The 14,137-nt window shown below is 71.8% G+C and carries 12 protein-coding genes; 4 read left to right on the top strand and 8 right to left on the bottom strand.

The window, feature by feature from the left end; all coding sequences use genetic code 11:
* The first annotated feature begins 182 nt into the window (after positions 1 to 182).
* Positions 183 to 2,225 (top strand): glycoside hydrolase family protein, encoded by a 2,043-nt coding sequence (locus DZA62_RS11290; RefSeq protein ID WP_116948973.1) that lies wholly within the window; start codon positions 183 to 185, stop codon positions 2,223 to 2,225.
* A gap of 205 nt (positions 2,226 to 2,430) precedes the next feature.
* Here the strand turns inward: DZA62_RS11290 and DZA62_RS11285 are convergent, their stop codons facing one another.
* Positions 2,431 to 3,516 carry a DNA glycosylase AlkZ-like family protein gene (locus DZA62_RS11285; protein WP_198663639.1) on the bottom strand — a complete coding sequence of 362 codons (1,086 nt, stop codon included), beginning with the start codon at positions 3,514 to 3,516 and terminating at the stop codon, positions 2,431 to 2,433.
* 94 nt (positions 3,517 to 3,610) lie between these two features.
* Between DZA62_RS11285 and DZA62_RS11280 the strand changes: the two genes are divergently transcribed.
* Positions 3,611 to 4,021, top strand: a complete 411-nt coding sequence (locus DZA62_RS11280) for a DUF7144 family membrane protein (RefSeq protein WP_116948971.1) — start codon at positions 3,611 to 3,613, stop codon at positions 4,019 to 4,021.
* Here DZA62_RS11280 and DZA62_RS11275 read toward each other — a convergent pair.
* From DZA62_RS11275 to argF, 6 genes are read right to left on the bottom strand one after another with little or no spacing between them, the layout of a single operon-like run.
* A complete protein-coding gene (locus DZA62_RS11275; RefSeq protein ID WP_116948970.1) occupies positions 4,011 to 5,552 on the bottom strand; it encodes a YfcC family protein in 1,542 nt (513 codons plus the stop codon). The genes DZA62_RS11280 and DZA62_RS11275 overlap by 11 nt on opposite strands.
* The gene (locus tag DZA62_RS11270; protein ID WP_116948969.1) at positions 5,542 to 7,086 is read right to left on the bottom strand and encodes a Na+/H+ antiporter NhaC family protein; all 1,545 of its coding nucleotides are present in this window, start codon (positions 7,084 to 7,086) and stop codon (positions 5,542 to 5,544) included. The genes DZA62_RS11275 and DZA62_RS11270 overlap by 11 nt, the downstream gene beginning before the upstream one ends.
* An 18-nt stretch (positions 7,087 to 7,104) precedes the next feature.
* Entirely contained in the window at positions 7,105 to 7,251 is a 147-nt protein-coding gene (locus DZA62_RS35660; protein WP_157987602.1) for a hypothetical protein, read from the bottom strand.
* 9 nt (positions 7,252 to 7,260) lie between these two features.
* Complete coding sequence (locus tag DZA62_RS11265; RefSeq protein WP_116948968.1) at positions 7,261 to 8,526, bottom strand: arginine deiminase; 1,266 nt, start codon at positions 8,524 to 8,526, stop codon at positions 7,261 to 7,263.
* Complete coding sequence (gene arcC, locus DZA62_RS11260; RefSeq protein WP_116948967.1) at positions 8,523 to 9,467, bottom strand: carbamate kinase; 945 nt, start codon at positions 9,465 to 9,467, stop codon at positions 8,523 to 8,525. Before arcC ends, DZA62_RS11265 begins: the two co-directional genes overlap by 4 nt.
* Before the next feature lie 12 nt (positions 9,468 to 9,479).
* On the bottom strand, positions 9,480 to 10,481 hold the full coding sequence (argF, locus tag DZA62_RS11255) for an ornithine carbamoyltransferase (protein WP_116948966.1): 1,002 nt from the start codon (positions 10,479 to 10,481) through the stop codon (positions 9,480 to 9,482).
* 225 nt (positions 10,482 to 10,706) lie between these two features.
* On the opposite strand from argF, the gene DZA62_RS11250 reads away from it, so the two are divergent.
* Together DZA62_RS11250 and DZA62_RS11245 are read left to right on the top strand one after the other, a co-directional pair.
* The gene (locus DZA62_RS11250) at positions 10,707 to 11,189 is read left to right on the top strand and encodes a DUF6325 family protein (protein ID WP_116948965.1); all 483 of its coding nucleotides are present in this window, start codon (positions 10,707 to 10,709) and stop codon (positions 11,187 to 11,189) included.
* Positions 11,186 to 11,389 (top strand): SHOCT domain-containing protein, encoded by a 204-nt coding sequence (locus DZA62_RS11245; RefSeq protein ID WP_116948964.1) that lies wholly within the window; start codon positions 11,186 to 11,188, stop codon positions 11,387 to 11,389. The genes DZA62_RS11250 and DZA62_RS11245 overlap by 4 nt, the downstream gene beginning before the upstream one ends.
* 3 nt (positions 11,390 to 11,392) lie before the next feature.
* Here the strand turns inward: DZA62_RS11245 and DZA62_RS11240 are convergent, their stop codons facing one another.
* Complete coding sequence (locus DZA62_RS11240; protein ID WP_116948963.1) at positions 11,393 to 14,014, bottom strand: helix-turn-helix transcriptional regulator; 2,622 nt, start codon at positions 14,012 to 14,014, stop codon at positions 11,393 to 11,395.
* Positions 14,015 to 14,137: the final 123 nt, after the last annotated feature.

Here is a 14,137-nt window from a genome sequence, read left to right as displayed (position 1 = left end):
CCCAACACTCGGCAACTGAGTGAAACGCGGTTCCATACCTATGCGCGGCGACGGTAGAGCCGTCCGGTATCGGCGGTCAAGACCACAGTCGTCACCGTGTGTGTCTTGACATGGAACATCGGCCCGTGTTCGCTGCCGAACCACGGAATGTCGTCCCCGTCCCCCGGAGCATCGGAGTCGTCATGCCTCACCCGGCCCCTGTCCGCACGCTGCGCCGCCGCGTCCTGCGCACGGCCGTGACCGCCGGCGCCGTCATCGCCGCCGTCGCACTGTCGTCCACCCTGCTGGTGGCCGCGCAGCCGCTGCCGCAGCCCGTCGTCGGCACCCCCGGCCTGCTGCTGCAGAACGGCGCCTTCGACGCCGGCACCCGCAGCGGCCACCCGATCGGCTGGGGCGTCGAGGGCAACGCCGACGGCGCGAACATCGTCAACCTCGGCGCCTACCGCACGGCCGGGCTCGGGTCGTTGGAGATCAACGACGCGGCCGGCACGTCGGTGTCGGTGCGCAGCGAGCGGATCGTCGCCACCGCCGGCGACGAGTACACGCTGACCGCCAACCTGAAGGGTCGCAGCGGCTCGCCGGCCTGGCTGTACCTGGAGTTCTGGGACTTCGACCGCAACCGCGTCGGCGAGACCCACGTCGAGCCGGTGTTCAGCACCGAGTGGCAGGAGGTCACCGTCACCGGCGTGGCCCCGCCGACCACCGCGCACGTGACGGCGCACATCTACGGCTCGCAGGCCGCGGCCGGCGTCTCGTACTGGGACGAGGCCGTCCTGACCGCGGCGCCGCCGTCGTACGACCCCCACCTGGGCACCGAGCGCGAGCTGTTCCTCGACGACTACCGCATCGAGTCTGCTCACGACGTCGAGCGCGTCGTGCACCCGGGCGAGAAGAGGGAGCGGCCGGTGCTGCGGCCGGACCGGCCGTGGGAGGACAGCAGCTACACCTACGGCTCGGTCTACGTGATCGACGGCCTCTACCGCATGTGGTACACGTGCTACAACGACCAGGCGCCGAACTACCACCTCTGCTATGCCGAGAGCACCGACGGCGTCACCTGGGACAAGCCGGTCGGCCGCTCCACGGTGTCCGGCGTGGGCTACGGCGACATCCCGGCGTCGCAGACGAACATCGTCATGGCCGGCAGCGGCGCGCATGTCGTGTACAACCCCGACGCGCCCGCCGACCGCCGCTACTTCCTCATGAAGACCCAGCCGGCGCCGGGCGTGCCGGGCGGCAACGGCTACTACGGCTGGAAGTCGCCCAACGGGTACGACTGGACGCCGCTGCGGGCGGAGCACCTGCTCAACGACGGCGACGTCGTGCAGACCGCGTGGGACCCGAAGTCACGGCTCTACATCGCCACCATCAAGAAGCGCATGTTCACCTCACGCACGCCGGGCATCTACGAGCGGGCGGCCTTCGTCTCGACCAGCCCGGACCTGGAGAACTGGACGACACCGCAACTGGCCGTCATGGGCGACTCCGCCGACGACGGCGCGGCCGAGGCGATCGGCGGACTCGAGGGCCAGATCTACGGCATGCCGGTGCTGCCGTACGAGAGCACCTACATCGGCGTCCCGTGGGTCTTCCTCACCACCGACTACACCTCCGGCGAGTACGCGACGGCGGCCGACGGGCCGGTGCTGCCGCAGCTGGCGACGTCGCGTGACCTGCTGCGCTGGGAACGGCCGGTGCGCGACCCGATCCTGGAACCCGGGCGGGGTGGCGCGTGGGACGACGGCGCCCTCTACACGGCCGCGAACATCCTCGTCGACGACTCGACGATCTCGATGTACTACGCCGGATTCCAGAACGGCCACGGTGGCGCCGACTCCGACGACCCGAACCGCGAGCAGCACTTCGGGCAGGTGGGCCTGGCGACCTGGCGCCGCGACGGCTTCGCGTCGATGTCGAACGCGTCGCTGCCCGGCCTCGGCGACGCCGGCGAGATCACCACGAAGCCGGTCGTCTTCGACGGATCGGACCTGCACGTCAACGCCGCCGTGCACGAGGAGGGCAGCCTCGTGGTCGAGGTGCTGACGGCCGACGGCGCGCCGATCCCCGGATTCACGGGCGCGGACCTGATCCCGATCATGGGCGACCGGCTGGACGCGTCGGTGAAGTGGCGAGGGCGCGCGAAGCTCGCGACACTCGCCGGGCAGCAGGTGCGGTTCCGCTTCCACCTGGTCAACGCCGACCTGTACTCCTACTGGGTCTCGTGACGGCCGAGCGAGATCGTTGGTTGGCGGTCTACTGGGCCCAGGGCGCCAGCAAACCGCCAACCACCACCGTCAGGGATCGACGAGGACGAGCAGCAGGACCGACCCGGCGCGCTCACCGCGCCGCACTCGAGATCACCAGTGCGGGGTCCGCCTCCCGAGGGTGAGGATCGGTGTGTGATCACTGCTTCGTACAGGTGGCGATACGTCAGCGGCGGACCAGGACCAGCCGGAGCCAGGTGGCGAGGTCGTCGATCTCACGATCGACCGCCTCGGCCATCGCGGGGGTGAAGGCGGCGTCCTCGTGGACGGCGTCGACCCGCAGCACTCCCGCCCGGCGGTCCGCCGTCGCGTCGACCTTGCCGACCAGGCGGTCGCCGTAGAGCACCGGCAGCGCGAAGTAGCCCCACCGCCGCTGGGCCGCGGGCTTGAACATCTCCAGCTGGTAGTCGAACTCGAACAGCTCGGCCATGCGCTTGCGGTCGTGGACGAGGCGGTCGAACGGCGACAGCAGCGCGGCCCGTCCGTCGAACGGGCGGCCGAGCTGGGCGGGGTCGACCCGCCAGGATCCGCGGACGCCGTCGACGACCGCGGGCTCGCCGACCGGTCCGGCCGGGGACTCCAGCACCCCCGGCCGGACCAGCCCGAGCGAGCGCAGCCGGCGCTCGTCGCGGAGGCGCACCGCCTCGGCGACGGGTACGACGTCGTCGGGGTACACGCGTGCGGCGAGGTCCCAGAGCGGGTCGCCGTTCTCGCGGCCGTGCAGGGCCACCTCGCCGCGCTGCACCAGGAGCTCCAGCATCTGACGCACGTTGCGGCTGTTGGTCCAGCCGGTCGAGCGCCACGGCCGCACGGACGTGTCCGGGAGGTCGCGCGAGCGCAGTGGCCCGTCGGCGCGCAACCGCTCGAGGAGGTCGAGCCGGAACCCGTCGTTGTCGTGGACCCACTCGCGCAGGCGGTCGCGCCAGGCCGGCTCGCCGGGCGCCGGCTCGTCCCAGGCGGCCATCTCGGCGCGATGGAGAGCGACGTCCTCGATGGGGCGGATCACACCGCGCAGCTCGACCAGCTTCTGCTCGGCCAGCGCCGTGGCCAGCGACGACGGGTCGTACTCCGACCCCAGCCGGCTCCACACGACGAGGTCCGCCGCGGGTGCCACGGCGGCCGTCGGGTCGTAGACGAGCAGCGTCAGCCCCCGCACCACCTCGGCCAGGTCGTCCGGCCGGTGCGCGTCGAGCAGCTGCGCGCGAACGGCGATGCGCCTGGCGTCCGCACGGGTCAGCTCGTGGATGGTCACCGTGCCCACGCTAGACCGCGGTTCACCCCGGCCGGGTGAGGCGGCGGCCGTCCGCGCGGGACGACCATGACTCCGACCGACACGGGGAGGGGCCATGGCCGGCACGTTCGACACGCAGATGTCCCGGACCGACTCGTGGGCCGAGGCCGGGGTCTTCCTCGCCGGGACGATGATGATCCTGCTCGGCGGCTTCCAGGCGCTCGAGGGCCTGACCGCCCTCATCGACGAGAACTTCTACGCCGATGTGCCCGCGTACGCGTACGACATCAGCGTCGGGGCGTGGGCCTGGATCCACCTGGTCATGGCGATCCTGCTCATGATCGCGGGCTTCGCGCTGTTCGGCGGCAGCCGGGTCGCGGCGGGTGTCGCCATGGCGCTGGCAGGCCTGTCGGCGATCGCGAACTTCCTCTTCCTGCCGTACTACCCGGTCTGGTCGCTGGTGGTCATCGTGCTGTGCGTGTTCTCGATGTGGTCCATCGTCCGCTCCGGCATCCTCACGCGGTGACGGCGCCGATCCCCAGCATGACGACGGTGATCGCGGCCAGGATCGCCAGCAACGGCCAGACGAACCGCAGGTACCGTCCGTACGGCACCCGGGCGATCGCCAGCCCGCCCATCACCACGGCCGATGTCGGGGTCACCAGGTTGAGCAGGCCGGACGCGCTCTGGTAGGCGGTCACGACCAGGCTGCGGTCGGCGCCGGCGAAGTCCGCGAGCGGCGCCATGATCGGCATCGCGACGGTGGCCAGGCCCGACGACGACGGGATGAGGAACGACAGCGGCAGGAACAGCGCGTACATCACGATCGAGAACGCGGTCGCGCCGACGTCGCCGAGCGCGCTCTCGGCCCAGTGCAGCACGGTGTCGGTGATCTGGCCGTTGTTCATGACGACGGTGATGCCGCGGGCGATGCCGATGATGAGGGCGACGCCCAGCAGATCGCGCGCGCCGTCGACGAACACCGTCGTCAACCGGCCCTCGCCCATGCCGCCGATGAGTCCGATGAGGATCGCGAACAGCAGGAACAACGCGGTCATCTCGGGAAACCACCACCAGAGCGTCGGCAGATCGATGCCGATGTCGTCCCACGGCACGACGCCGTACACCATCAGGGCGAACGCGGCGCCGAAGACCAGCAGGATGAGCTGGTGGCGGCCGGTCAGCCGGGCGCCGTCGCCGTCGCCGTCCGCGGGCACGGCTGAGGCGAAGTGCTCACGGTTGGCGGCGCGCAGGTCCGCGACGAGGGACGCGTCCGGGTCGCGGCGGACCCGGGTCGCGTATCGCAGCACCCACCAGATGCCGGCCGCGAGACACAGGACCAGGATGGTCAGTCGCAGCCACAGGCCGTCGGTCAGCGGGACGTCGGCGAACTCCGAGGCGATGCCCGTGGCGAACGGGTTGACCGTCGATCCGAGCACGCCGATGCCGGCGCCCAGCAGGATCACCGTCGCACCGACGAGGGCGTCGTATCCGGCCGCGATCATGACGGTCGTGATGAGCAGGTAGAACGCCAGGCTCTCCTCGGCCATCCCGAAGGTGGTGCCGCCCGCGGCGAAGATCATCATGAGGATCGGGATCAGCCAGCGCTCACGTCCGTGCAGTTTCCGCACCAGCACGGCGATGCCCGCCTGGATGGCGCCGGTCTGCATGGTGATGCCGATGAACCCGCCGATGACCAGGATGAACAATGCTACGTCGATGGCGCCGAACAGCGTGCCGGTGTTGAAGACGTCGACGTTGCCGGTGGCCGGGTCCTCGATGCCGTACAGCCCGTTGATCGGCGCCTCGAGGGAGTCGACGATGATCCGCTGGGGGTTGGACTCGACCTCCTCGTACGTGCCGGGGATCGGCGTGCCCTCGGGCGAGAGCGCGTACTGCCCGGCCGGGATGATCCACGTCGCGAGCGCGGTGAGGACGATGAGAGCGAACAGGATCGTGTACGCCGACGGCAGGCTGAAGCGGCCGCGCCGCGGCGGCTCGTCCCCGGGTGGTTCGACGGCTGCCGGCCGCTCCGGCGCGTGGGCGTCACTCGACATGGCTGTCTCCTCGGTTCGGCTGCGGGACGGCATCCGGCTGCGCCGCGTCCGGTTGCGCCGCCTGCGGCGCGACGTGCTCGATGCGGAACCCCGTGGCCGCGAAGGCCAGCGTCACCAGCGGGTTGAGCAGGTTGAAGACGGCGAACGGCAGATACTCCAACGTGGGCACGCCCAGCACTCCGGTCATGTACGCGCCGCAGCTGTTCCAGGGGACCAACGGCGACGTGACGGTGCCGGTGTCCTCGACGGTGCGCGACAACATCCGCGGCGCCAGGCCCTGACGGGCGAAGACCGAACGGAACACCCGGGCGGGCAGCACCGCCGCGACGTACTGGTCGCCGGCGACGACGTTGAGGCCGAGGGAGGTGCCGCCGGCCGACGCGATGAGGCCGCGATCGGAGTGGACGCGCTGCACCAGCGGCTGGATGAGGCGGTTGAGGAACCCGGCCTGCTCCATGATGGCCGCGAAGCTCAGCGCCGCCAGGATCAGCCAGACCGTCGTGAGCATGCCGGCCATGCCGCCGGTGGAGAACAGTTCGTCGATGGTGGCGTTGCCGCTCACGGCGACGAACCCGTTCGCCATGGCGTCGTACACCGCCTCGATGCCGGTCAGCAGCCGGCTCTGCCCGGGCTCGTCGACGAAGGCTTCGACGGCGTCGGGCTGGGTGAACCAGGCGAACACGCCGGAGAACACCGCGACCGAGAAGATCGCCAGGAACGGTGGCGTGCGCAGCAGCGACAGCACCACGAGCAGGATCAGCGGCAAGAGGTTCACCGGCGAGATCCAGAACGCGTCCGCGAGGGCGTCGCGGGCCTCGTCGGTGCCGACGGCCGAGGACGCCGGCTCCGCGAACAACCCGATGACGAGGAACACCACGAGCGCGATCGCGAACGCCGGGAACGCGGTCCAGGCCATGCCACGAATGTGCTGGTTGACCGTGACGCCGCCGACCAGGCTGGGCACCAGCACCGTGGTCTCCGACAGCGGCGACATCTTGTCGCCCATGTACGCCCCGGACACGACGGCGCCCGCGGTGATCGCGGTCGACATGCCGAGGATCGGCGCCATCCCGGTGAACGCGACGCCCAGGGTGGCGGCCGTCGTCCAGGAGCTGCCGGTGACGGCGCCGACGAGCGCGCAGATCGCGGCCACCGCGGCGTAGAAGATGGCCGGGACGAGGAACAGCAGGCCGTACGACACCACCGTGGGGATGACGCCGGCCATGTTCCAGGTGCCGATCATCGCGCCGACGGCCAGCAGGATGAAGACCGCGCCCAGCGCCGACGTCACGCCGCCGATGGCCGCGTCGCGGACGGCGGCGACGGTGTGCCCGTTCTTCAGCGCGACCAGGCCGGCGAACACCGCACTGGCCAGCAGCGCCACCTGCAGCGGCCCGGCGGCGGCGTCGATGCCGAACAGCACGATGGTGAGCGTCAGCAGGACCACCAGCACGACGACCGGCGCCACGGCGTCGAGCAGGCTGGGCGGGCGTGGTCGCGTCCGCTCCTCGGGTACGGCGTCGTCGGCTGCCATGTCGGTGTCCGCCGCCGATCAGGGCGCCGCCGTCGCGACCGAGCCCTCGGCCACGGCGTCGTCCAGGCTCCGGCCGGCCTTGGCCGGATTGCGGGCGTAGGCGACCAGCGCCACGATGGCGGCCGCGACGATGATCGCGACCAGCCAGCGCATCCCCGTGCTCACGGCGGCCGCCTAGATCGCGTCACGCTCGAGCGGGCAGGTCATGCAGTGCCCGCCGCCGCGGCCCTTGCCGAGCTCGAAGCCCTCGATCTCGAGCACCTCGACGCCGGCCCGGCGCATCTTCGCGATCGTGTGGGTGTTGCGTTCGTAGGCGACGACCACACCGGGGGAGAGCGCGACGACGTTGTTGCCGTCGTCCCACTGCTCCCGCTCCTGCTGGTAGGCGTCGCCGCCGGTCTCGACGACGTGCAGCTTCGGCACGTCGAGTGCGTCGGCGACCGCTGCGACGAAGTCCGGTTCGGTCGTGACGTGGAAGTCGCCCTCACGCCGCCCCGGCCGCAGGCTGATCGCCTTGATGTTCCCGACGACCTTCGGGTACGCGGTCGCCTTGTCGCGATCCAGGAGGGTGAAGACGGTGTCCAGGTGCATGTGTGCGCGGTCCTTCGTCATCACGCACGCGATGACCCGGTCGGCCGCGCCGGCGGTGAACAGCGCCCTGGCGATCTGCTCGATCATCCGGCCCTGCGAGCGCTCGCTCATCCCGATGAGCACGGCGCCGTTGCCGATCGGCATGACGTCGCCGCCCTCCAACGACGCCCGGCCGAAGTCGGCGATCTCGAGCCGCCCGTCGCGGCCCTGCGGCGGGTACCAGAACTCGAACCCGGCGTCGCGGAACATCGGGTGGCCGCGGTAGATCGCGCCGACGTTGTAGGCCTCGCGCCGCCGCGCCGGCCAGTACATGGGGTTGACCGACACCCCGCCGTAGATCCAGCACGACGAGTCCCGCGTGAACAGGGTGTTCGGCAGCGGTGGCAGCACGAACACGCTCGGGTCGCCGGCCGCGGCCGCGCCGATCAGCGAGCTGCCCGCGGCCCGGCCGAGGTCGAGACCGGACTCGGCGACGGTGAGGCCGCCGACCAGATGGCGGGCCAGGTCCTCGGACTTGAGCTCGCTCAGCATCGCGCGGATCTCGTCGACCAGCGACCAGCCCACCGTGTACTCCGACGCGACCAGCTCGATCAGCCGGGTCCTGTTGTCGTCGTCGGCGGCGATGGTCTCGGCGAGCAGGTCGGTGAGGAGGTACACCTGCACGCCGCGTTCGCGCATCAGGGTGACGAACCTGTCGTGCTCGTACTGCGCCCGCTCGACCCAGAGCACGTCGTCGAAGAGCAGATCGTCGTGGTTGGCCGGGGTGAGTCGTTGCAGGCTCAGATCCGGCCGGTGGACCAGCACCTTGCGGAGCGTGCCGACCTCGGAGTGCACACCGAAGCTGTTCATCGTTCCTCCTTCGCCAACGCGCGCTCCGCGGCCGGCTCGACCGTCGTCCCGGCGGTGCCCGCGACGATCCGCTCCAGGTCGGCGAGTGCGCCGATCGAGGCCCGCCGTCCGGTCGCCTCGACGAAGCGCGCCGCTGCATCGACCTTCGGTCCCATCGAGCCGGCGGCGAACGGCAGCGAGCGCAGCTCTTCCGGGGTGACGTGATCCAGCTGCCGCTGCTCCGGCGTGCCCCAGTCGAGGAACACCCCGGGTACGTCGGTCGCCATGACGAACAGGTCGGCGCCGACCTCGCGCGCGAGCAGTTCACTGGCCAGGTCCTTGTCGATGACCGCCTCGACGCCGCCGAGGGCCTGCCGGCGGCCGGGCAGCCAGGTGGTCGGGATGCCGCCGCCGCCCGCGCACACCACGAGAACGCCGCGATCGAGGAGCCAGCGGATCGGCCGGATCTCGAAGATGCGCTTCGGCTCCGGCGACGGCACGACGCGGCGCAGTCTGTCGCCGTCGCGCCGGAACGACCAGCCCCGGTCGGCGGCGAGTCCGGCGGCCTGGTCGTCGTCGTAGAGCGGCCCGACGAACTTCGTGGGCCGCTGGAACGCCGGATCGGCCGCGTCGACCTCGACCATCGTCAGCAAGGTCGCGAACGGCTGGTCCGGCGGGAGCACGTTGCCCAGCTCCTGCTCGATGAGATAGCCGATCATGCCCTCCGTCTGCGCGCCGAGGACGTCCAGAGGATACGGCTCGACGTCGGCGTAGGCGGCGGCCTGCAGGGCGAGCAGACCGACCTGTGGACCGTTGCCGTGCGAGACGACCAGTTGATGGTGGGCGGCGACGGGTGCCAGGGCATGGGCCGCGGTACGGACGTTGGCGCGCTGGGCGTCCGCGGTCATCGGCTCGCCCCGGCGCAGCAGGGCATTGCCGCCGAGAGCCACGAGGATGCGCATGACGAGCCCGCCTCAGCTGCCGAGGGTGGCCACGAGCAGGGCCTTGATGGTGTGGAGGCGGTTCTCGGCCTGGTCGAAGACGATGCTCGCGGGGGACTCGAAGACGTCTCCGGTGACCTCGAGACCGGTGGGCATGCCGGTCTGCTCCATCATCTCCCGCCCGACCGTGGTGTTCGGGTCGTGGAACGCCGGCAGGCAGTGCATGAACCGCACCCTCGGGTTGCCGGATTTCTCCAGCAGCGCGCGGTTGACCTGGTACGGCGTGAGCAAGCGCACCCGCTCGGTCCAGACGTCCTTCGGCTCACCCATCGACACCCAGACGTCGGTGTGGACGAAGTCGACGCCCGCGACGGCTTCGGCGGCGTCGGTGGTGACGGTGATCTGCGCGCCGGTGCGCGCCGCGATCTCGCGAGCGGTCGAGACGACGTCGTCCGGCGGGGCCAGCGACCCGGGCCCGGCGAGGCGGACGTCGGCGCCCATCAGCGCGCCCATGACCAGCAACGACCGGCCCATGTTGAACCGGCAGTCGCCCACGAACGCGTAGGTGAGGGCGTCGTACGGCTTCCCGCTCGACTCGTGCATGGTGAGGAAGTCGGCCAGCATCTGGGTGGGGTGCCACTCGGCGGTGAGACCGTTGTAGACCGGAACGCCGGCGAACGCCGCCAGTGTCTCGACGTCGGCCTGCCGGGAGCCTCGGTACTCGATGGCGTCGTACATGCGGCCCAGGACCCGCGCGGTGTCGGCGACGGACTCCTTGTGTCCCAGCTGCGAGCCGGACGGGTCGAGGTACGTGACGTGAGCGCCCTGGTCGAACGCGGCCACCTCGAAGGCCGACCGGGTGCGGGTCGACGTCTTCTCGAAGATCAGCGCGATCTCCTTGCCGTCGAGCCGCCTCGTCTCGCTGCCGGCGTACTTGGCGATCTTGACGGCTTCCGACAGCCACAGCAGATGCCGCAGTTCGGCCGGCTCGAAGTCGATCTCCTTGAGAAAGCTCCGGTTGCGGAGGTTGAGCATGGCGTGCCACTCCTCGCGGTCGGTAGCGCTCCGGACACCGGAGAGACTGGCGGTCAGGTGGGTGGTCGGCGCCCACCCGCCCCGGGGTGGGCGCGACCCGGGCGGGAGCGCACGCCGTGGACGGCGCCGGGGTCCGCGCATCCGCAAGTCCACCCCGCTCCGTGTGGGCCGCTACGGCCCGGGTCGTGTCGAGGATGGTGGGATCGCGCAACGGTGGGAGATGAGATGGACCGCCCCGAGCAGCTAAACAGCAGCGCGATCTCGCCCGACCTGGTGTCGTACCTGGTCGTGTCGGTACCCGACGTTCAGTCGCTGGGAGGACTGGTCCCGGCACTGGCACGGCTGGTCGAGACGGCCTCGGTCCGGGTACTCGACCTGGTCGTACTCGAGCGCGGCGCGGACGGCGTGGTCGACGTCCACGAGGTGGAGGACGTCGGGAGTCTCGCCGGACTGCGGGGCGTCGAGGGCGACGTCGGCGGCTTCCTCAGCGACCACGACCTCCAGCTGGCGTCGGCGGCCCTGCGGCTGGGGACCTGCGGGGTGCTGCTCGTCACCGAGGACCGCTGGGCGCTGCCGCTGTCCGCGGCGGCCGGTGCCGCCGGGGGCCGCATCGCCGCGGGCGAGCGGATCCCGCCGTCGCGGGTCGAGGACGTGCTGGCCGATCGGGCCGCACTGGCGGACCCACCCTCTGGAGGAGCGGTGCCATGAGACGTGTCGCCACCACCCGCGCCCACGAGACCGATCTGCTGGTCCGCCCGCCCTGCCCGGACCTGCCCGGCCCGAGCCGCTCGTCCGGCCTGGTGGTCGACCCGGTCGAGCAGCTCAAGGCCCTGGACGACCTCGTCGCGCGCGGGTTGCTCTCGCCGGAGGAGTTCGAGCGGCAGAAAGGCCGGATCCTGCCGGCCTGACCGTCACCGCCGCAGACCGGCCATCGCCCGGGCTGCCTCGGCCGCCTCGGCCCGCGACCGGACGCCGAGCTTGCGATAGATGACCTTGACGTGGAACTTCAGCGTGTTGACGGAGATGTACAGCTCGTCGGCGATCTCCGGCAGCGAGAGCCGGCTGGGCAGGAACCGCAGCACGTCGCGCTCGCGCTGCGTGAGCGGCTCGCCGGTACCGCGGATCTGCTGGGCCTCGCCGTGGTGGGGCACCGCCGTCCGGCGGACGCGGTCGAGCCACTCGGGCGGCACCTGCCACGCGGCGCGTTCGATCAGTTCGATGATCTCGCCGCCCTCCGACGCGACCGTCTGCACCATGCCGTTCGCGGCAGCTCGCTCGGCCGCCGCGGCGGCGTACTTGATGGCTGCCTCATGGCTGCCTGCGGCGCGGGAGAGCAGCAGGTTGCGGACGACGTCGTGGCGTACGCAGCGCGGGCGGGCCTGTTCGAGCGATTCCGCGGCCGCCGAGTGGTGGCCCTCGGCCAAGAGGATCCGGGCCGTGCAAGCCGCCCGCCAGAACGGGTCGACGATCTGGTCCGACCAGCGCCTGGCCCGTTCGGTCTCGCCATCGGCGAGTTGCAGCCGGGCCGCCACCCGGGCCAGGAGTGTGCGGCCGCCCGGGCCGGCGAGGTCCGGCTCAGCCAGGGCGCGAGCCTGGTCGAACGCGTCGTGGGCTGCGGCGAGGTCGCCGTCGTCGGTGTGTGCCTCGGCCAGGTCGAGCTGGGCGAGCACTCGGCAGTAGAGCACCGGCTCCAGCGCGGTGGCGACGATCTCAGCCGACGCCGCCAGGGCGCGCGGCCGGTCGCCGAGCTCGCGGTGGGCGAGCGCCTCGGCGGTGGCCAGCTCGGCGCGGAGCACCGTTCTGTTGGCCATGGTCGCGGATCGGCGGACGCCGGAGACCACCTCGACGGCGTGGATCGGGCGGCCGGCCAGCGCCTCGCCCAACGCGCGGGTGCCCTCCAGGGCGAGTTGACGCTCTGGGTCGCCGGCCACCGCGAGGTCCGCACCGCGCACGTCGTCGCTGGCGTCGTCCCACTGCTCGTACAGGGCGAGCGCCCGGGCCAGCATGTTCCAGCCGACCCGGCCCACCGGGTCGCGCCACCAGCTGGCCCCGGCGTCGGTCAGGGTCCGTCGGGCGAGCGTCCGGCCGGTCGACCAGTCGCCGGTCATCGTCGCAGCGATCGAGCGGAGCATCGTGATCCGTGCCGCGGTGCCGGCGCCGCGGTGCGCCGGCTGAGCGGCCCACCAGCTGAGCCGGTCGACGGCATCGAGGAAGCCACGGCGGCTGACCAGGAGATGGCACCACGCGTAATCGATCATCGCGCTGAGGTCGGCTGTCGCGACCCCGGGCGGGATCGCGGCGAGGGTGCGCACGATCGTGGCCTCGAGACCGGTGTCGTACAGCTCGAGGTTCTTGACCGCGAGCAGGCGCAGCGCCTCGCGCGGCAGCCCGGCGCGCAGCCAGTGCTCCAGCGCGAGCGGGACCTCGTCGGCGTCGGCGAACCAGCGGGCGGCACGGGCGTGCCGGGTCGCCAGCCGCTCGGGCGAGCGCCTGGCCAGCTGGGCCACCAGGACCTCGCGGACCAACGCGTGCATCTCGAACCAACCTGCGTCGATGCGCGTGACGAACAGCCCGCGCTCCTCGGCCTGCAGCAGCAGTTCGGCGGCATCGGGCCGCTCGGTCAGCGCCTCGGCGAGCCGCGGGTCGACCCGTTCGACGACGGCGATGTCCGTGAGGGCCGCGGTCACGGCCGGGCTCTCCGCGCCCAGGACCTCGCGGAGCACGTAGTCCTCGATCATCAGGTCGGCGTCGAGCGCAGGGGCGGTGTCCGGGCGGGCCTGGGCGGCGCGCGCCGCGAGGGCACCGAGGTGCAGGCCGGCCGCCCAGCCGCGCGCGTGCCGCGAGGTGGCCGCCACCTGATCACCGGGCATCGCCGGCGCCAGTTTCGACAGCATCCGCTCGGCCTCGTCGGGCACGAAGCGCAGCTCGGCGAAGCGCACCTCGCGCAGCCGGCCGCGCGCTCGCAACCGGTCCATCGGGAGCGGCGGGTCACGGCGCGAGATCAGGACCAGGCGCAGCCAGGACGGCAGGTGCTGGACGAACAGCGCCAGCGTCTCGGCGGTGAGCCGGTCGTCGTGCACCAGGTGCAGGTCGTCGACGACGAGCACTGCCGGCGGGCGGTCCGCCGGTCCGGCATCGAGGTCGTCCAGCAGCCGCCGGACGCCTTCGGCGAGCGTGTCGGGCCGCCGGAGCAGGGGAGTGGCGTGTTCGCCGCAGCCCGGGCTCAGGGTCTCGATCGCGGCCACCAGGCCGGTCCACAGCTGCGCGCCGTCGCGGTCGCTCTCGTCGAGTGAGAGCCACGCGGTCGGCAGCGCCGACTCGTCCGCCCAGCCTGCCAGCAGCGATGTCTTGCCGGCGCCGGCCGGCGCGACCACCACCGTGAGCGGCGCCCTGACCGCGTCGTCCATGAGCGCGATGAGCCGGACGCGGCGCACGTAATGGTCCGGCCGCGCCGGTGCCCGCAGCTTCGACTTGAACAACGACGACGCGCGGCGCGACGGGCGCAGCCAGGCGGAGCCGCCATCGTCGGCCATGACTCACACCCTCCCCCTGGGATGTGGACGTCCTCCACGGTAGCCCTTTTCGGCCTGGCTGAACCCTCAGCCAGGGGTTCCGATCACCCTGCGCCGGGTGGGCCCGGCCCACCCGGCGACCCG

The sequence above is a fragment of the Jiangella endophytica genome (assembly GCF_003427025.1).
GTDB lineage: Bacteria > Actinomycetota > Actinomycetes > Jiangellales > Jiangellaceae > Jiangella > Jiangella endophytica.
This window is presented reverse-complemented; position numbering and strand designations above follow the sequence as displayed.

Bases quoted from the DNA above. Each gene is read 5' to 3' on its own strand.
- DZA62_RS11240 (WP_116948963.1), bottom strand. From the start codon at position 14,014: ATGGCCGACGATGGCGGCTCCGCCTGGCTGCGCCCGTCGCGCCGCGCG.
- DZA62_RS11250 (WP_116948965.1), top strand. From the start codon at position 10,707: ATGGACCGCCCCGAGCAGCTAAACAGCAGCGCGATCTCGCCCGACCTG.
- argF (WP_116948966.1), bottom strand. From the start codon at position 10,481: ATGCTCAACCTCCGCAACCGGAGCTTTCTCAAGGAGATCGACTTCGAG.
- arcC (WP_116948967.1), bottom strand. From the start codon at position 9,467: ATGCGCATCCTCGTGGCTCTCGGCGGCAATGCCCTGCTGCGCCGGGGC.
- DZA62_RS11290 (WP_116948973.1), top strand. From the start codon at position 183: ATGCCTCACCCGGCCCCTGTCCGCACGCTGCGCCGCCGCGTCCTGCGC.
- DZA62_RS11280 (WP_116948971.1), top strand. From the start codon at position 3,611: ATGGCCGGCACGTTCGACACGCAGATGTCCCGGACCGACTCGTGGGCC.
- DZA62_RS11265 (WP_116948968.1), bottom strand. From the start codon at position 8,526: ATGAACAGCTTCGGTGTGCACTCCGAGGTCGGCACGCTCCGCAAGGTG.
- DZA62_RS11270 (WP_116948969.1), bottom strand. From the start codon at position 7,086: ATGGCAGCCGACGACGCCGTACCCGAGGAGCGGACGCGACCACGCCCG.
- DZA62_RS11245 (WP_116948964.1), top strand. From the start codon at position 11,186: ATGAGACGTGTCGCCACCACCCGCGCCCACGAGACCGATCTGCTGGTC.
- DZA62_RS11275 (WP_116948970.1), bottom strand. From the start codon at position 5,552: ATGTCGAGTGACGCCCACGCGCCGGAGCGGCCGGCAGCCGTCGAACCA.